This is a genomic window from Chloroflexota bacterium (assembly GCA_015478725.1).
Taxonomy (GTDB): Bacteria; Chloroflexota; Limnocylindria; order Limnocylindrales; family CSP1-4; genus C-114.
Genome location: JADMIG010000027.1, coordinates 1 through 17,642 on the forward strand (window position 1 = coordinate 1; position 17,642 = coordinate 17,642).

At 72.5% G+C, this 17,642-nt stretch carries 16 protein-coding genes; 3 read left to right on the forward strand and 13 right to left on the reverse strand.

Annotated elements, in window-relative coordinates; translation table 11 throughout:
* Window positions 1–22: 22 nt before the first annotated feature.
* Together IVW53_12780 and mgrA are read right to left on the reverse strand one after the other, a co-directional pair.
* The gene (locus IVW53_12780; GenBank protein ID MBF6606448.1) at window positions 23–217 is read right to left on the reverse strand and encodes a hypothetical protein; all 195 of its coding nucleotides are present in this window, start codon (window positions 215–217) and stop codon (window positions 23–25) included.
* Window positions 217–1,269 carry an L-glyceraldehyde 3-phosphate reductase gene (gene mgrA, locus IVW53_12785; GenBank protein ID MBF6606449.1) on the reverse strand — a complete coding sequence of 351 codons (1,053 nt, stop codon included), beginning with the start codon at window positions 1,267–1,269 and terminating at the stop codon, window positions 217–219. Before mgrA ends, IVW53_12780 begins: the two co-directional genes overlap by 1 nt.
* Window positions 1,270–1,619: 350 nt before the next feature.
* Between mgrA and IVW53_12790 the strand changes: the two genes are divergently transcribed.
* A complete protein-coding gene (locus IVW53_12790; protein MBF6606450.1) occupies window positions 1,620–2,183 on the forward strand; it encodes a hypothetical protein in 564 nt (187 codons plus the stop codon).
* A 38-nt stretch (window positions 2,184–2,221) separates the two neighbouring features.
* Here IVW53_12790 and IVW53_12795 read toward each other — a convergent pair whose 3' ends face one another.
* Window positions 2,222–3,709 (reverse strand): hypothetical protein, encoded by a 1,488-nt coding sequence (locus IVW53_12795; GenBank protein ID MBF6606451.1) that lies wholly within the window; start codon window positions 3,707–3,709, stop codon window positions 2,222–2,224.
* A 21-nt stretch (window positions 3,710–3,730) separates the two neighbouring features.
* Entirely contained in the window at window positions 3,731–4,675 is a 945-nt protein-coding gene (locus IVW53_12800) for a hypothetical protein (protein MBF6606452.1), read from the reverse strand.
* A gap of 307 nt (window positions 4,676–4,982) precedes the next feature.
* Between IVW53_12800 and IVW53_12805 the strand changes: the two genes are divergently transcribed.
* Together IVW53_12805 and IVW53_12810 are read left to right on the forward strand one after the other, a co-directional pair.
* Entirely contained in the window at window positions 4,983–8,051 is a 3,069-nt protein-coding gene (locus IVW53_12805; protein ID MBF6606453.1) for a winged helix-turn-helix domain-containing protein, read from the forward strand.
* Between the two features lie 63 nt (window positions 8,052–8,114).
* Window positions 8,115–8,567 carry a hypothetical protein gene (locus IVW53_12810; GenBank protein ID MBF6606454.1) on the forward strand — a complete coding sequence of 151 codons (453 nt, stop codon included), beginning with the start codon at window positions 8,115–8,117 and terminating at the stop codon, window positions 8,565–8,567.
* A gap of 31 nt (window positions 8,568–8,598) precedes the next feature.
* Here IVW53_12810 and IVW53_12815 read toward each other — a convergent pair whose 3' ends face one another.
* From IVW53_12815 to IVW53_12855, 9 genes are all read right to left on the reverse strand, one after another.
* The gene (locus IVW53_12815) at window positions 8,599–9,462 is read right to left on the reverse strand and encodes a peptidoglycan-binding protein (protein MBF6606455.1); all 864 of its coding nucleotides are present in this window, start codon (window positions 9,460–9,462) and stop codon (window positions 8,599–8,601) included.
* Window positions 9,463–9,738: 276 nt separating this feature from the next.
* A complete protein-coding gene (locus tag IVW53_12820) occupies window positions 9,739–11,349 on the reverse strand; it encodes a hypothetical protein (protein MBF6606456.1) in 1,611 nt (536 codons plus the stop codon).
* A gap of 71 nt (window positions 11,350–11,420) precedes the next feature.
* Window positions 11,421–11,984 carry a phage tail protein gene (locus tag IVW53_12825; protein MBF6606457.1) on the reverse strand — a complete coding sequence of 188 codons (564 nt, stop codon included), beginning with the start codon at window positions 11,982–11,984 and terminating at the stop codon, window positions 11,421–11,423.
* Window positions 11,985–11,986: 2 nt separating this feature from the next.
* Window positions 11,987–13,933: a putative baseplate assembly protein gene (locus IVW53_12830; GenBank protein ID MBF6606458.1), complete on the reverse strand. Its 1,947-nt coding sequence runs from the start codon at window positions 13,931–13,933 to the stop codon at window positions 11,987–11,989.
* A 1-nt stretch (window position 13,934) separates the two neighbouring features.
* Window positions 13,935–14,336, reverse strand: coding sequence for a GPW/gp25 family protein (locus tag IVW53_12835; protein ID MBF6606459.1), 402 nt, complete (start codon window positions 14,334–14,336; stop codon window positions 13,935–13,937).
* 9 nt (window positions 14,337–14,345) lie between these two features.
* The gene (locus tag IVW53_12840; protein ID MBF6606460.1) at window positions 14,346–14,732 is read right to left on the reverse strand and encodes a PAAR domain-containing protein; all 387 of its coding nucleotides are present in this window, start codon (window positions 14,730–14,732) and stop codon (window positions 14,346–14,348) included.
* Between the two features lie 17 nt (window positions 14,733–14,749).
* Complete coding sequence (locus IVW53_12845) at window positions 14,750–16,477, reverse strand: VgrG-related protein (GenBank protein MBF6606461.1); 1,728 nt, start codon at window positions 16,475–16,477, stop codon at window positions 14,750–14,752.
* Entirely contained in the window at window positions 16,474–17,181 is a 708-nt protein-coding gene (locus IVW53_12850; GenBank protein MBF6606462.1) for a LysM peptidoglycan-binding domain-containing protein, read from the reverse strand. The genes IVW53_12845 and IVW53_12850 overlap by 4 nt, the downstream gene beginning before the upstream one ends.
* Window positions 17,181–17,609, reverse strand: coding sequence for a phage tail protein (locus tag IVW53_12855; protein MBF6606463.1), 429 nt, complete (start codon window positions 17,607–17,609; stop codon window positions 17,181–17,183). Before IVW53_12855 ends, IVW53_12850 begins: the two co-directional genes overlap by 1 nt.
* Window positions 17,610–17,642: the final 33 nt, after the last annotated feature.

Sequence of the window (17,642 nt, forward strand, 5' to 3'; positions counted from 1 at the left end):
GGCGGCCGCAGGCGGTCGCGGGCTACCAGTGGATGAGGCCGCCGACGAAGAGCGCCGTCACGGCGATCGCCACCACCAGAACCAGGACACCGACGCCCGTCCGCACGCCCTTCGAGAGGTGGTACGGATTGCCGGTCGTCTCCTCGTACGACCGCGCCTTGCGGTCGTGCTCGCTCCGCTCGTTCCGGTCGCGGCCGCTTTCGCTCTGGTGCGTCATCACGCGGTGCTCGGGCCGACCCAGAGGTTGATCTCGCTCTCCGTCGCATGCCGGTCTATCTCGCTCAACTCGTCCGGGTCGAGATCGAGCCGCTCGAGCGCCCGCAGGCTGTCCTCCAGCTGCGCGACCGAGCTCGCCCCCACGACCGTCGAGGTCACCCGCGGGTCGCGGAGGACCCAGGCGATCGCCATCTGGGCGAGCGATTGGCCACGCCTCCGCGCGATCTCGTTGAGCGCCCGGACCTTGGCGAGGTTCGCCTCGCTGAGCATGTCGGAGGAGAAGGAGCTGCCGCGCGTCGCCCGCGAGGCGGCCGGTATGCCGGAGAGGTAGCGGTCCGTCAGGAGGCCCTGGGCGAGCGGTGAGAACGCGATGCAGCCCACGCCCTCGCGGCCGAGGACGTCCACGAGGCCACCCTCCACCCAGCGGTTGAGCATCGAGTACGAGGGCTGGTGGATGAGCAATGGCGTGCCGAGCGCGCGGAGGATCGCGATCGCCTCCTGGGTCCGCTCGGCCGAGTACGACGAGATGCCGACGTAACGCGCCTTGCCCGCGCGGACCGCCGCATCGAGCGCGCCCATCGTCTCCTCGAGCGGCGTGTCCGCGTCGAACCGGTGCGAGTAGAAGATGTCAACGTAGTCGAGGCCCATCCGGGCGAGGCTCTGGTCGAGACTCGCGAGGAGGTACTTGCGCGAGCCGAGGAAGCCGTACGGCCCCGACCACATGTCCCAGCCGGCCTTGGTGGAGATGACGAGCTCATCGCGGTAGGGCCGCAGGTCGGAGGCGAGGATCCGGCCGAAGTTCTCCTCCGCCGAGCCGTACGGCGGGCCGTAGTTGTTGGCGAGGTCGAAATGGGTGACACCCAGGTCGAAGGCGCGCCGCACGATCGCCCGCTGCGTGGCGAGCGGCCGGTCCTCTCCGAAGTTGTGCCACAGGCCGAGCGAGATGGCCGGCAGGTCCAGGCCGCTTCGGCCGGTCCGGCGATAGGTCATCGATGCGTAGCGGTCGTGCGCCGCCACGAAGGGCGGCCGTTCGGTGGCTGGGAGGTCGACCATGGGGCTATCGTAGCGCCGCGGCATCCGCCGGTCCTGGTGACGGAAGCATTGACCTCCACGCACCCTGGGCCCATCATCGGCCCACGCCAGGTGCGCCGCCGTCGTGGACGACGCGTCCCCGGGGAGGAGGTCGTGTCATGCGAGACATCCGGTTCCGCCGCATGGTCCTGGCGGGGACATGCTCACTGTTCCTCGCGGCGTGCGGAGGGTCATCTGCCACGACGGCGCCGGCCGCGAGCAATGCCGCGGGAGGGAGCGTCGCACCCTCCGCGCCAGCCAGCCAGGCCCCGGCCGCCGCGACGTCAGCTCCAGCGACGTCCGCCCCATCGGCTGCACCGAGCATCGGGGATGTGAGCGGGTCGGCCACGGCGCTCTCGAACCTCACCTCCTACAAGGTGACCATCACCACGACCGGCGGGTCGGACTCGGGCGGGGCGACCATCGTCGTCGTCCGCAAGCCCGTGCCGGCGGAGAGCTTCACCTCCACGTTCGGGGGACACACCATCAGGCTCATCTCGATCGGGACCTCTGTGTGGATGGATGAGGGCACCGGGACCTTCGTCAAGAACGCGATTCCCGCGAGCGTCGCCCTGTCCATGACCTCGTCGTTCGATCCCGGCACATTCATCGTCGCGATGAACAAGCACGGTGAGCTGAAGCTGCTCCAGACGGTCGGGATCGAGCAAAAGAACGGGGTCCAGACCGTCCACCTCCACGGCGACCACTCGACGCCAGTCCCCGCCGGTCAACCAACGATCCCGCCCGGCGGGACGATCGACCTGTGGGTCGCGGTCGACGGCTCCTACCTCGTGGCGATCGAGGGGGTCGGGATCAAGGATGCGAGCAATTCCAGCTTCAAGCTCGAGGTCACGAACGTCAACGACTCGTCGCTGACCGTCAGCCCGCCGGCCTGACCCACGACTTTTAGAAGGACGGTTCGTAGCGAACGACGTCACCCGCCGACGCTGATCGTCCCAAGGCCCGAAACCCCACGGACCCCCGGGCCACTCGTGGCAGCCATGAAGTTGACCGACTGGCCGGCCTGGACGGCGAACGTCGCGATCCAGACCTGTTTCCCACCGAGGACGGCGGCCTCGAGCGAGGACGGCGGCTGCACGGCGCCGCCACCGCCGGACCAGAACCCGAACGACGCACCGGACCCGAGAGCCGTGAAGATGACCTGCGCCTCACCCGGCTGCGGGATGCTCGCGTAGAGGAGAGCGACGGGGGGCGGCGCCGTGGGGGCAGGAGGCGGGCCGACGACACCGCCCTGGTAGACGCCGGTCAGGCCCGGCGGACAGCCGCTCGGGACCGGCTGGGCGAAGCAGATCCCGAGGATCGCGGCGATCGGGGACGTGTCCACGGTGGCGAGGAGGTGGGCGAACGGCGCGATCGTTGTCGGGATCACCGGCGCCTGGTCCCCGGTGCTCGAGTCCGGTGGGCTCGGCGCCCCGGTCGGCAGCGGGACGGCCGAGGCGCTCGGGGACGGGGTGGCGGTGGTCGGGGACGGCGTGGCGATCGGACCGCTGGGTGACGGGCCGGAGCTCGGGCTGGTCGTCGGATACGCCTCGGGTGGCAGCACCGGCGGGTGGGCGGGCACGATGCCGCCGGCGAAGGCCCAGGCGGTCCACATGGAGCCGCCGCCGAGCGCCGTGGCGAACTGCTCGACCTGGTCGGCCGGCCACCAGTCACCGTGGTACCCGGTCCACGGAAGGCCGAGGGGATCGATGACGTAGTAGGCCGCCGGCTGGCTGGCGGATGGGAGTCGGAAGCCGTCGATGTAGATGGCGTGATTGCCGGTGAATGTCGGCTCGATGCGGCGCGATGCCGGGAAGACCCCGTAGACGCCCTGCAGGACGGCGCCGGCGCCGGCGTAGATGAGGGCGCGGAACTGGAGCGGCGTGAGGGCCGCCGCAGGAAAGTGGATCCCCCAGCCACTGCCGACCGCCTGCTCGAGGTCGGCGAGCGTGGTGCCGCCGACCTGGTCGGCCTGGAGAGCGCGGAGCTTGCTGCCGGTGGTGACGATCCCGAAGCCGAGGCGGGCGAGCATCGCACCCGAGGCCATCGTGCAGTTGTAGGCCTGCAGCGGCCCCCCGTCGAACTGGGTGGTGGCCGGGACCCGGGGAAGACTCGAGGCACTCCACCAGGCGGGCCGGAAACCTGCCGGCGCGTTCGACGGGACGGGGTTCGATGTGAAGGAGATGAGCTGGGCGCCGCCGCCGGGAGGGGCCGCCAGGGACTGGCTGGCGCCGCTGACGGACAGGAGCCCGAATCCAGCCGGGCCCTCGGGAGTCGTGACGTCGTACAGGCTAGCCGGACCGGGACGGGCGAGCGACTGTGGCCCCGGCTGCGTCGCCCCCGACGCGATGAGGGTCACGCTGGAGCCGACGGCGGCAGCCAGCACGAATCGGAGCAGCGTCGCGATCCCGGGCACGGTCATCGATCCCATCCGCCCGGCGGTCTACCGGCCACAGGCCACCTCCTGGATCGGCGTGGTGCCCGGCACAATCACCTGCTGCTTTCCCGTATCCGTGACCGCCACAGAGTACGGAACCGTGTACACGGCGCCGGCTGGTGGCGGCGGCCAGTTCGGGTTGCCCGTCGTGGTCACGACCCAGGTGTCCGGCTGCGTCGACGGTGACATCGCCAACTGCTCCATGGCCCGTAGATACGGCTGGAAGAACAGGACCACGGACAGGATCCGCCCGTCCGGATCGCGCGCCGACACGGCCAGCGTCACCTGGACGCACGCCGGGTCCGTCGAGAGGACGGGTGCCACCGTCCGGCCGTCGGTGTCGATGGAGAAGACCGAGACGATCGCCGCCGTCGGCGGCGCGTCCGTCGGCACCGGGGTCGGTGTCGGCGCCGGGGTCGGTGTCGGCGCCGGGGTCGGGCGGGGGGTGGGGCGGGGGGTGCTCGTCGGGCGGGGAGTGTGCGTCGGAGTGGGGCGCGGCGAGGGAGAAGGGCTGGCCGAGGGCTTCGGCGACGGGGAAGGCGCCACGGAGGGCGACGGCGACGGCTCGGGCGTCGGTGTGACCTCGGCGACGAGCGGCGGGGATGGGGCGGCCGAGGGCGCCTCGCAGCCAGCGACGGGCAGCGTCCCGGTGTCGCCACTGACATTGATCCGCGAGGCCGGCCCCCAGGCACCGCTGACGTTCGGCACCGGGAAGTAGACGCGCAGCCAGGCACCATCCGCACTGCGCGCGGTCACGAGGAACTTCGAACCCGGATCCACCGCCGTGAGGACCTGACCGGAGCCCGGGCACGCCAGGAGCGCAAGGAGGGGGCCTGCGCCGGTCGCGGGTGCGCCGCCGATGCGAACGAGGCCGCTGGCCAGCAGGGATCCGGTGACAACCACGCCGGCGAGGAGGCCGGCACCGATCGCGGGGAGGGCCGCGGTCGACACGAGGCCGCCGAGTCCTCCGCCACCGCTGGCGCCGCCTCCCGCGGCGCCTGCTGCCCCTGATCCCGTGCCCCCTGTCGCCGTGCCGTCCACCACCGAGCCCACGCACTCCCATTCCGTGTCGCCGGTCGTTCGCGGTGACCCCGTGACCGTGGCGCCCAATCTAGCAGACGGTCAGGTCGACGATGAGGACCAGCGGCGTCCCGCCGATCGACCTTTGGGGCTGGACCGGGGCGGTCCGTCCTGTGAGAATGAGCCCCCCGGTGGCACCGGGAGCTCGAAGGTCACGAGAGCGCAGGTCCGCCACGCGATGATCCCTGATTGGTCGAAGGACGGCGGCATCGTGCCGTCCAAGGTCCGGATCCCTCGCATCCGCGCGCTCGGAAGGGAGCGGCTCGGCCGCCACTTCGAAGAGTTGTGGCACCGTCGACTGACGCTCGTCGTGGCGCCCGCGGGTTCGGGAAAGTCGACCCTGCTGGCGGGTTGGGCGGAGGCCGCCGCCACAACCGGGGTGCCGACCGCGTGGTATCGGGCCGAAGGCACGGACGGCGATCCCCTCGCCCTGCTCGGTTACCTGCGCGCGGCCGTGGCCGAGGCGGGCGGCGCCGACATCGCCGCCGCGGTCGCGGCCGACCCATGGACGAGCGTCGAGGTCGCCGCTCGCTCTCTCGAAGCCTGGCCCGGCGGTCGCCTTCTGCTCGTGATCGACGACCTGCACACGCTGGCGGGCTCGGCGGCCGAGTCGACGCTCGAGCGGTTCCTCGACTACACCGAGCCGTGGCTGGCTCTGGCAGCCGGGACCCGCGCCCTGCCGTCGTTCAACCTGTCGCGCCGCCGCGTCGCCGAAGGCCTCCTGGAGATCACGGGCGACGACCTCCGGTTCCGGCCGTGGGAGATCGAGCTGTTGTTTCGCGATTTCTATGGTGAGTCGCTGCGGCCGGAGGAGCTCGCCCGCCTCGCCCGGCGCACGGAAGGCTGGGCGGCGGGACTCCAGCTCTTCCATCTCGCCACCCGCGGCAAGTCGCCGGCCGAGCGGACGAACCTTCTCGACGTTCTCGGGTCCGGCTCGCGACTCCTCCGCGAGTACCTCGCCCGCAACGTCATCGACGAGCTGCCCGAGGACCTCCGTCGCTTCGTCGTGGACACCTGCGTCCTGCGGCGGCTCACCGGGCCGCTGTGCGACGCGTTCCTCGAGCGCGACGGCAGCGGCGCGCGGCTGGCCGAGCTCGAACGGCGGCAGGTCTTCACCGTCTCCGTGGACGGCAACGGCACGTACCGCTACCACGAGGTGCTGCGGGGCCACCTCGAGGGCCTGCTCGTGGAGGAGCGAGGCGAGGCGGGGGCGCGACTCTGGTCGACGCGTGCCGGCAGCCTCCTCGAGCGGGAGGGCGCGATCGCCGAGGCGCTCGCCGCGTACTGCCGGGGCGAGTCCTGGGAAGCCGCGGCGCGGGTGGTCGGGGCCGGCGGGCCGGCGCTCGCCTCGGGCTCCAGCGCCGCCGCGACCTCGTGGCTCGACGCGGTCCCTGCGGCCCTGCTCGACCAGGATCCGTGGCTCATCGTCGCCTCGGCGCGCCGTCTCCGGGCAGACGGCCAGTGGAGGGCGTCGATGGAGGCGTTCGGGCGGGCCGAGGCGGTCTTCGGGGCAGCCGATGCCGCCGTCACCTGCCGCCGCGAGCGGCTCGCCCTCGCCGCCTTTCTCGACCCGATGGCCCGCCCGGTCGACGACTGGCCCGGCTCCATCCGGGCGGCACTGGCTCGCGATCCGCTCGGGCGCCGAGCGGTCCTGGCAGGCATGACCGCCAGCGCGCGGGGCCGTCCCGCCGACACGGACCGGGACGGGAATCCCGCCGTGCCCGAGCCGGGCGACCGACTCGCGGCCGGCCTCGGCCACCTGCTCGCCGGACGCCCGCTCGACGCCGTCGTGGTCTTCACGGACGTCGCCCGGGACCCGGCGACGGACCCGCCCGTGGCGATCGCCGCCGGCATCGGGATCGGGACCGCCCATGCGCTGACCGGCGACCCGGCGGCGTCCGCCGAGCTGGAGCTGGCCGTTGCGAGCGCGGAGAACGCCGGGCTGCTGTGGCTCGCGCGCCTGGCCCGGGCCGCCACCGTCCTCGCGAACCCGCCGTCCGATGCGGAGATCGGCCACAGCGGCTGGGGCGCCGCAGGGCTCGGAGCGGGCTGGGGAGATACGGTCGCCGGGCTCATCGATGCCTGGGCCGGGCTCGATCGCCCGCGACCGACGCCGGCGACCCTCGAGGCCGCGCTCGCGGCCGCGGAGGCGGCGTCGCGGGCGGCGCGGATCCTCGGCGCGCTCACGCTCGAGACGTGGGCCCGAGCGCTCGAGGCACTCGCGGCCGCCCGCCTCGGACTGGCCGATGCTCGCGACAGGGCACTCCAGGCTGAGAGCCTGGTGCGCAACGCCGCCGTCCCGGGCGCCCGCGTGCTCGTGCACGAAGCGTTGGCGGAGTCGAGCCCGGATCGCGCCGGCGAGCACCTCGCGCTGGCGAATGCGGCCCGCATCGATACCGGGCTTCGCGCCCCGGGGTCGCGCCATTCAGACGCGGGCGACGCAGCTCCGGGCGACCCCACGTCGAGCAACGCCGCGCCGGGAGTGGCCGCTCCGCGGACGAAGGCGTCGGAGGTTCCGCCGGTGGACCTGCACCTCCTCGGTGGCTTCTCGCTCGCCGTCGGGGGACGGACGGTGGACCTGTCGGCGATGAAGCCGAGACCGCGGGCCCTGCTTCGACTCCTCGCGCTCGATGCCGGCCGGCTGCTCCACCGCGAGGTGCTCGCGGCGACGTTCTGGCCCGACGCGGATCCCCAGACCGCCGCCCGGAATCTCCATGTGGCGTTGTCCGGACTCCGCCGCGAACTCGCCGCGTCCGGCTTCGCCGGCGCGCTCGTTCGGGAGGGTGATGCGTACCGCCTCTCGCTGCCGCCCGGCAGTCGGGTGGACCTCATCGATGTCCTCGAGGCGGTCTCCGCCGGGCGTGCGGCGCGGTCTCGCGGCCGCATCGCGGAGGCCGCGGAACAGTTCCGCATCGCCCTCGGACTCGGGGCAAGCGAGCTTCTCCCCGAAGACGGGCCCGCCGATTGGGTGGTCGGTCGTCGGGAGGAGGTCCGCACGGCCGTCGCCGACGCCGCCCGGACGCTGGCGGAGCTCCTGCTCGACGGCGAACCCGTGGCGGCGGCGGAAGCCTGCTCGTCGGGTCTGCGGGTGGATCCGTACAACGACGGCCTCTGGCGCCTCCTCGCGACGGCTCGCGAGCGGGCCGGGGACCCGGCGGCGGCCGCGACGGTGCGCCAGGCCTACGGACGCATGCTCGCCAGGCTCGGCGTCGCCGGGGACCCGGAGATCGCGGCGGCCGTCGGCTGACGACCGGCGTTGCCAGAAAGCCCGGTTCGCTGCGGCCGAGACTGGTACGATCCGTCGGCCCATTTGCCACGCATCCGGGGGAACCTCGTGAACCTTCCTGCTCGTGCGCTCGTACTCGCCGTGAGTCTGCTGGCCGCCGCCTGCGGCGGCGGTGCCGCCGCCTCGCCGCAGGCCGGCAGCCCGTCGTCGGCGGCCTCCACGGCAGCGGCGTCCACGGCAGCTGCCTCCGCCAGCCCCTCGACCGCCTCGCCCAAGCCGTCGGCGGCCAGCGCCGGGGATGGGGCGGCCCTGTGCGCCTTCCTCACCTCGGAGGTCCCGGCCCTCCAGCAAGCCGGGTCGACCGGCGGGGCGATCGCCGAGCTGGCCATCGATTATGCGAACTGGATCGCGGCGGATTCGTCCCGTGTCCTGCCCAACTCGGCCGCGATGGATTCCCTCACCGAGGCCTCCTGCCCCGAGATCCGGACGAAGGTCCTCAAGACCATCGGCGGCGACAGTTTCGCGAACTCCTTCTGAAGGCCCGACCCGATCGGTTGGCGGCCCGGGCCTAGGCGCCGAGCGCGGCCCACGTGCGCCGGCCCGCGATCCCGTCCGCGGCGAGGCCGTTGGCCTCCTGGAAGGCAACGACGGCCCGCTGGGTCTTCGGCCCGAAGATGCCGTCCGCGGCGCCGCATGGGAAGCCGGCGCCGATCAGGCGCTGCTGGAGGTCGCCGACCATCCTCCCCTGGCTGCCCCTCGCAAGCGTCGGCCGGGCTGGCCCGGCTTGGCCCTGGGTCGCCCGTGGCACATCCTCATCCCTGCCGCTCGAGAGCCCGGCCGGTGAGGCCTTGGTGGCCGATCCCTGCGCCGATGCCTGGTCCTCTCCCCTGGTGTTGTACGAGCCCGACGCTCCGTAGCCACCGACGGCGACCGCGCCCGTGACCTCCCCGGTCCCTGCATCGTACGAGCCAGAGCCTGAACCGCTCGGCGTCGTCACCTCCCCAGAGCCCGAGCCGGTCTCGGTGTTGTACGAGCCCGATGCGCTGTCCCTGGCGCTGGCCACGCTCCCGCTGACCTCGCCGGTATCGGCGGCGTAGGAACCGGCCGCCGAGTAATGGCCGCCGCCGGCTGCTCCAGTCGCCGAGCCGGTCTCCGTGTTGTACGTGGCCGAGGCACCGCCTGCGCCCGTGTCGACGCTGCCCCTGATCGATCCGGTGGACGGGTCGTACGAAACGTCGACCGAGCCGAGGGGCGTGTCGAGCGACCACTCGTCCTCGTCGCGCTGGACGTCGATGAGCCGCTGCACGGCCTGGTTGCCATGGCTGCCCTGCAGGGCGTCCAGGGCCCGGGTCCGGCTGCCCGTGTCCGCCAGCGCGATGGGCGGTCGTGCCCGCAGCCCGGCGTCGCCCGACCGGCTGTCGGGGGCGGCCATCCCGCGTTCCCCGGACGATGCGATCTTCGACGATCGACGCTGGGCTGGTCGATGCGTCGCATCGATGTCTCGATCGACGAACCTGGCCACCTGACCTCCGTCGCGTGCGGCCATCCCCGACGTGTCCCAATGCCATGCACGGGCGTGGCGACGAGCGCAGTCTAGCATCGCCGGGCGCTGAACTGCGGGCACGACGGCACGCATTGTGAGGCACGCCAGCCACACGCGGCGATGGATCCGTGAGCATCCAGGATGAGCATAACCCTCGTTGTGGGACTAGCGCGCCGCTCGGAACTCGACCTCCGTGATCGACACGCTGGAGCCCGAGATCGACGGATAGCTCGACTGGATCGTGAAGCGGACGGCGGCGACGCCATGGGCGTCCAGGCCGACTGTCTGAGGATCGTGCGTGTCGGTGAGCTGGGCCGTCGTCGAGGCGAGGACAGAGCCGGCCCCGTCGAGCAACTCGATGAGGACCTGGTGCGGACGGGGCTCCGCCTGGAAGGCGTCCGAGGCCCCGCTGGTGATGAGGATCTTGGCGATGTCGGCCGGCGGCGAGAAGTGGGCGGTGAGGGACGGTGCAGACGCTCGAGCGGGCGCCGCCCAGTAGGTGTTGCTGAAGCCGTCGAACGCGGCCTCCGGCGGGTGCGACGGCAACCCGAGCCCGGTTGCGCGGCCGGCGGTGTTGACAGGAACGTATGTCGGAGCGATCGCGATCCGGACCGAGGTGATGGCACCATCCACGGCCGAGCGGACCGCCGGCACCGCGGCGTATCCGGTGACGATCGCCGCGATCGCGGCCACGGCGAGGAGCGCGAGGACGTTCCGAAGGGCCCTGCCGACGCCTCCGCGGGCCCGAGCCGGGCCTGCTGCCCGCGTTCGCTCGGTCCGTTCACCCGCGGAGACGGGCGCCCGGGATCGACCGCCGAACAACCGGCGCCACCAGGGAACACGTAGCGGAGCGATGGGGACCGCCAGCGACTCCCCGCAGCGGCGACAGAACTGCCGCTGCGGATCGTTGCCGGCACCGCAGTTGGCGCAGCGTCGCTCGCCCGGAGCCAGCGTCTCTTCGATCGCCACGGGCCGCGGCGCCGACCTGGGTCGCTCCGCCGCCGGCGTGACAGCTGATGGCTGCACGGCAGGGGGTGTCACCGGGGCTGCGGGCGCGGGCGGGGCGGCAGACGCTCTAGGTCGGGAGGTCGGCGGGGGCATTCGGGGCACGATCGGAGGAGGTTGGGTCGGCCGGACGGGTGCGGGCGCGGGCGCGGGCACGGACACGGACATGGGTGCGGGCACGGGCGCCGGGGCGACGACGGGAACGAACTCGAGGCCCGAGCCGGGGCGGGACGACGATGCGTCATCGACCTCGACCATGCCGCTCGGGAGGTCGGCCGCCGCCTCGACCTCGGCCGGAGCGTCGAGCGGAGTGTCGACAGCGGCTGGCGCCTCGACCTCGCCCGGAGGTTCGGCCGGAGCGTCGGGCGGCGCCTCGCTCGGCAGGGCCGGGGCTGGCCCCATCGTCTTCGGCGCGACCGCTCTGACGACGCGCCGCCGACTGACGACCGTGGCTGCCGGCGCGGGCTCGACAACCGGTGCCGGCGCGTCGGTCGCCGACTCCGCCGCGGTTCCGCCCTGGCCCGCTGCGGCCGAGCCTGCGGTTCCGGCGGCCACGCTCGTCGCCGCCTCGTCCATGCCGAGGACGCGTCGCGCCCGGTCGACGAGGCCCGATCGGTCGGCTGGGCTCGCGGCCTCCGTTGCGGGCTCAGGCGGCGCGACCGGCGCCTCGGGCTCGACGCGCTGGCCGGTCCACTCCAGATAGCTCCCGCATGAGCCGCAGAAGCTGTCCATCGCGGCGTTCTGGTGGCCGCACTTGCTGCAGACGATCACTCGCCATCCCCGATACCGGCGGTGGCGGACGGATCGGCCGTCTCCTCGACCACCTGCGCGGCGATCCTATCCTACGAGGCCCGCGCCGAAGGACCGGACGCCTTCACGATCTCGATGCGGTGGGGCACGTGGGCCGGCTTGGCCGCCCGCACGAGCGCGTCGACCCGGGTCGCGTCGACGGCCTTCGGATCGGATACCGAGATCCGCACAAGCAGATCCGCGGTCGCCTGGCCGGGCACCGCCGCGTTCGGCACGACCGAGAAGCCGGCGGCCCCGGATTCGGAGATCTCGACATCGCCTCCGGTGAACAGGGCAACCTGCGCCGCGAGGCCCGACGCCGTCCCCCTCGACCGGTAGAGCTCGACGGCCGAGGCGACGAGGGCACGCCGGCGCTCGATCGGCCACGTCTGGTCCATCGGCATCCCGACCCAGCCGGCCAGCCAATCGAGGACGTCCTCCGGTGTCATGGCCGGGTCGAGGTAGGCCGGGAACGCGTCGAGCGTGGCGAACACCGGCGCGAGCGTTTCGTCGAGGGCGGCGACGAACCGCTGGCCGAGGTCGTCCTCAAGGTAGAGGCCGGGCAGCGTCGCCGCCACCGGGTGCGGCGACGGCAGGCCGGAGACGAGGCCGCGCACGGTCAGGCGCCCTCGACGAGCAGCTGGTGGTCATAGGAGAAGACCAGCGTGTGGGGGTCGAGGTCGAGGCGCTGCGTCGCCTGGCCGCGCTGGCCGGTGGTCGGGTCGGCGCCGAACAGCTTCACATCCTCGACGATCTCGGTCCCCGCCAGTCCCTGGAGCACCGCGTAGACCTCGCCCACCTGCACCGGCCGCCCGAACGGCCAGCCCGTGCCTTCGGGGCCCCCGACGATCGGGTCGAAGTAGCGATACAGGTTCTGAATGGCCTCCGACTGCAGACGACCGGGGTTGGCCCGTGGGCGCGGTCTGATCCGGGCGACGACCGTCACCCCCCGGTACGCCGGCGGCTCGACGAGCACGCGGGCACCGATGATCCGGCACTCGTCGAGGCGGGCCGTGATGCGCGCCAGTGTCGCCTCCGGCGGGACGAGCTGCTCGAAGCGCAGCCGCCCATCCTCCGCCTCCGCCGCCGGGACGACGAGCACGCGCACCGATCCGGCGTCGGCCCCGTCGCCGGCCGCGACGGCCCGGACCCGCGCGATCTCGGGTGCCGCCTCGCGGACGATCTGCTCGTAGTCCTCGGTCGTCACCGCCCGGCCGCGGGTCCGCAGCGAGATCGGTCCGCGGACCTTGGCGTTCTCGATGTCCTCGCCATCGACCCCGCCGACGGCCGGATGACGGTTGGTGACGCGAGCCACGAAGGGGATCGACGATTTCAGTACGCTCACCGCGCCGCGCGCCACGTTGCCGCGCCGCCCGCCGCCGGTCAGGTACCCATCGACTCGCAGACGCGCTCCCTTCGCGGGCGCCGCCCCGTAGCGGCGGTACGAACCGTCCGCTTCGCGGACGCCGGGCCCAAGGAGGATCTCGCCGGCGACCTCGTCGAGGACGAAGTGGCGGTCATCCGATCCGGAGGCCGCGAAATCGGCGACCTGCGACCAATCCAGCCAGCTCTCGCCGTCGCTTACCTGCAGGCTCATCGGGCTCCCGCCCGGGACCACGGGTCGACGGTGCAGCGGGAAGCGCTCTCCCGCGACACCGGCGCTGGTGCCGAGGACTTCGTCGCCGACGATCTCGGCGTGGACACCCATCGTCGTGCCGCCGATGGTGGCGGCGCTCACGCCCTGGATCCGCGGCGACGACGAGTAGGCGGGCCGATCGGCCTCCGGTTCGACGACCCGCACCCGCACCCAGCCAGCGCGCTGCCGGGCGATGACCGACGCGGCGTGCCCGGGCGGGACGTGGAGCACGACCTCGCCGTCCCGATTGAGCCCCCCGGTCGTGTCGCGCTCGAGTTCGCACCCGCTCCAGTCCTCGCCGGTCCAGGCCTCCCAGACGATCGGCGGGTGCTCCGGGTCGACGCCCACGCCCTCGATCGTGCAGCTGAACCGCAGGTTGAGGGCGCAGGACGGGACGGGCTCGCTCAGGCCGATGAGCAACGCGTCGCCGGGCTGGGGCACGGTCTCGAACGCCTCGAACGCCTTCGCCTTGTCGAGCTGGTCCGTGCGGTCGACCACGGTCGACCCGTCGGCCGTCGTGGCGGCGCGGGCGAAGCTCGTGGGGACGATGGCGAGATCCTCGAGGGTGGCGAAGACGATCGCCTCATCCGCCTCCGTCCGGACCGTCGCGGCCTGGGTGCCCGTCGCGATCCGGACCGCCTCCGGCCGCGGTGCCGTCAGGTAGAACGTGAGCGGCGTCCTTGCCGCGGTCGGCGGGAAGAGGCGCACGCCGATCAGCTCGAGGAATTTCACGTAGTGCCGGTCCGGGACGCGATTGAGGCGGTAGATGAGCTGGTCGGTCATGAACGCGAAGGCCTCGATGAGCGTTACGCCCGGGTCGGACACGTTGTGGTCGGTCCACTCCGGGCATCGCTGCTGGACGAGCCGCTTGGCGTCGTCTACAAGGTCCTGGAACCGCCGGTCGTCGAGGACCGGCACGGGCAGTGCCACCTCAGCCCACCTCCGCAGGGATCGTGTAGAACGGGAAGACGAGGTTGCGCGGTTCGTTCGTCGAGCGGATCGTGTAGCGCACGTCGACATAGAGCAGGGCCGGCTCGTCAGGATCGAGGGTCACCGCCACGTCGTGGAGCTCGATCCGCGGCTCCCAGCGCCGCAGGGCCGTCCGCACATCGGCCGCGATCCGGCCGGCGGTCGCGGCGTCGGCGGCGGAGAAGATCTCGTCGTGGATGTGGCAGCCGAACTCCGGACGCATGGGCCGCTCCCCGGGCGCGGTCCCGAGGATGAGCCGGATGCTCTCCTCGATCTCGCGCTGGTGCGTCACGAGGGCGATGCCGCCGGTGGGATCGGTGCGGATGGGGAAGGCCCAGCCCGAGCCGATGAACTCGTCGTTCATCTCGTCTCCTCAGCCGATGGTGACGGTGGTGACGCTCGGGACGGCGGTCCCGCCGGGGATGCCGCAGCAGCTGCACGTCGAGTCGGTCGTGGCCGCCGGCTGGCCGCCGAGGAGGACGGTGGGCGAGCCGGTCAGGATCAGCCCCTGCTGCATCGGCGGCACGAGGAACGGGTCGCTCGGGTGGAGTCCGACGTGCGGCGGGGTGTTGGCGCCCGAGGAACCCAGGACCGCCGCCGCTTTCCCGCCGATGAGGACGGTGGTCGCGAGGCCGACGGTCAGGGGCGCCGTGAACGGCAACGGCGGCGAGGGCTGGGGGGCGCCCGTGGCCGGGTTCGGGATGAGATGGATGGCACACTGACCGGTGACCTGGTCGTTGGCGACGAGCGGCAGAGCCACGGCTTTCGTCCTCCGCCTCAGTTGATCGCGACCAGGGTGCCCTTGACGCTCGTCTGGCCGGAGCTCTTCAGCTCGGCCTGCGTCTGGCCCGACAGGGACAGCGACCCCTGGGATTCGATCCTGATGTCGCCGCCGGCCTTCAGCGAAAGGTTCTTGCCCGCGCCAGCCTCCAGGGTCAGCTGGCCGTTCGTCTGGTCGAGGGTGACATGCAGGGTGCCGTCGGCGGAGACGATCTCGATCTTCGATGTGTCGCTCGACTCGGTGATGGTCAGGGCGTGTCCGGTGCGCGAGACGAACGCGCGCACGTCCCGGTTTCCCTGGTCCGGTCGATCGCCCGGGACCGCGTCCTTGCCGTTCCACAGCCCTCCGAGCACGATCGGCCGCTGGATGTCCCCCTGCTCGAAGGCGACGAGCACCTCGTCCCCGTGCTCGGGCAGCCAGACCAGGCCGCGGTTCGCGCCGGCGCCCGGCATGGACACCCGCGCCCAGCCACTGACGTAGTCGCCGGAAAGCCACGGGAACATGAGCCTGACCCGGCCGTAGCCCTGGGGATCCGCGATGTCGTCCACGATGGCGGTCACCACCCCCGGCAGCCGCTCCGAGCCGCTGCCCGCGTGGCCCACGGTCCCGACCGACCCGCCCGACCCGCCCGACGTCAACCGCATGAGCGAGCGCTCCTGGCGGCCGCTGATGGCAAGCCGGGTCCGGTAGCCACTGGCGAGATCGAACATATGGCGCGTGCTCGTGAGGAGATAGCGGCCGACGAAGGGCGCGGCCACGAGCGAGACGCTGATGGCCGCGCCGGCCCGCAATCGCGGATCGCCCCTGGCGACGCCGGTGGCTTCCACGAACGGACTGCCGAGGGCCTCCGCGAGGCGGGCGGCGGTCGCGTCGGCGGACGGGCCGTCGCGGGGACCGGCGTCCACGGCGACGAACGCGTGGCTGCCGAAGAGTCCGGAGAGCGACGCGGGGTCGTCCGTGAGGGAGGCGGCGGTCGTGCCGGCCTCGGCGTGGCCGACGATGGCCGCCTTGTTGGCGACGCTCCAGCCGCGGACTTCCACCGAGGCGACCTGGCCGGCGGCGGTGACGCGCGGCCGGAACTCGAGAAGGTCCTTGCCGAACACGAGCTGGAGGGGATCGGCCGACTCGTACCCGCCCTCACCGGGCGCCGAGGCGGCGTGGCGTGGCTTCACGAAGCTGAGCTTGCCGTCCTCCACCGATACCCGATAGTCGATGGCCCGGGCCCGGTCGCTGAGGAACTCCCATTCCGACTGGTTCGCCTGCGACACCTGCTCGTGGACCATGCCGGGGTCGTCGATCGTGCCGCGCCCGAGACCGGCTCGGTCGGCGACCTGGCCGGCGATGTCGCCGTCCGTGACCTGGTTGTAGGTGGCCGTGCGGCGGCCACGCATGAGGCGATGCGCATGGTCGTAGCCCCGGATGACGAGCCGCGATCCCGAGGCGTCGTACTCGCCTTCGAGAGCCGTGACCTCGCCGCTGATGAGCGGCCGCGGCGACGCGTCGTCGATGGTCGTGGCCGAAACGCGGCAACGCGATCCGATGCGGACCCCCGTGTCCGCGATCGTGGTGCCGCGCGGGTCGGAGATCCGGATCTCGAACATGTCGGGAAGGTAGAGGTCGTCGTCCACCACGACCTCCTCCATGAGCGCGGCCACCGATCCCTGGAGTTCCTGCCCGTCGATCTCGACGATCGCCCGGCTGGCAAGCGACACGACCACGGTCATGCCTCCGGTACGGCCGCCAGGCGGCGCGCCTCCGCCAGCGACGGCACGAGCAGGCGCGTCCCCGGTGCGACAGCAAGGGGATCGTCGATCCCGTTGAAGGCGGCGAGAGCACGCCACAGGGGCGCCTGGCCGTATTGGCGGTAGGCGACGGCCGCGAGCGAGTCACCGTCGTCGATCACGACGCTCCGACGACTCTCGCGGGCGCCCGACGTCGGGTTCTGTGCGGACGGCTCGGTCGGGATCTCCTCGATCGTCACCTTGCAGGTGGCCCGGATCGGGACGCCGTCGGCGCGAAACATCGTGTACTGGGCGGCGACCGACTTGAGGTAGCCGCGGAAGCCCTGGAGCGCCCGGCTGACACCCCATTGGAACTCGACCGCGGGCGGGCGCGGCAGCTGTCGCTGGCGAGAGGCGTCCGTCGGCCGGGTCCAGCCGAGGAGCTTGTTGACGGATGTCGAGACGTCGCCCGCGGGATCGTTCCAGGCGTCGAAGAACAGTTCCATGTCCACGGTCTGGGGCTGCGAGCCGGTGAACTCGGGGTCCGCCGCCGAGCTCGCGGCACGAGTCGTGGGACGGCGCCAGGACGCCGCCTTGGACGTCGAGATCTGGGTCGGGTTGTAGTTGAAGGTGAGCGATCCGAGCGGCGTCATGTGGTCGAACGCGAGGAGCGTGGCCTTGGCGACGGGTCCGGCTCCGGGCATCATCAGGCCGGTCCACCGAGGAACCCCGTGTGAGCGAGCTCGAGCGTCTCGATCGCCGCCTGGTTCGTGCCGACATCGAGTGTCGGACCGGACCACCGCGCCGGGAAGACTCCGCTCAGGTTCCACGTCGCGACCGTCTCCCCGTTCGTGTCGCAGACGCTGATCCGGGCCGTCACGGGGGCGACCGCGGCCTGGACCGATGCCAACCAGGCCATGACCGCCGCCGTGTCGGAGGAGACCGGCCGGCTGAGCTTGATGTTGGCGTACTTCCGTCTCCCGGGCAGGCGGTGAACGTACGCGTTGTTGCCGCCCTCGGAGTACTCCATGACCTCGTAGTCGATGGCGAGGCCCTCGCACTTGGTCCACGTGCCGAGATTCGTCGAGTGGTCGATGGTCACGGCGAATCGGAGGCTGAGGCCCGGCTCACCCACGGGGGCAGCCCTCTCGTCCGGGCGTCGGTCGGA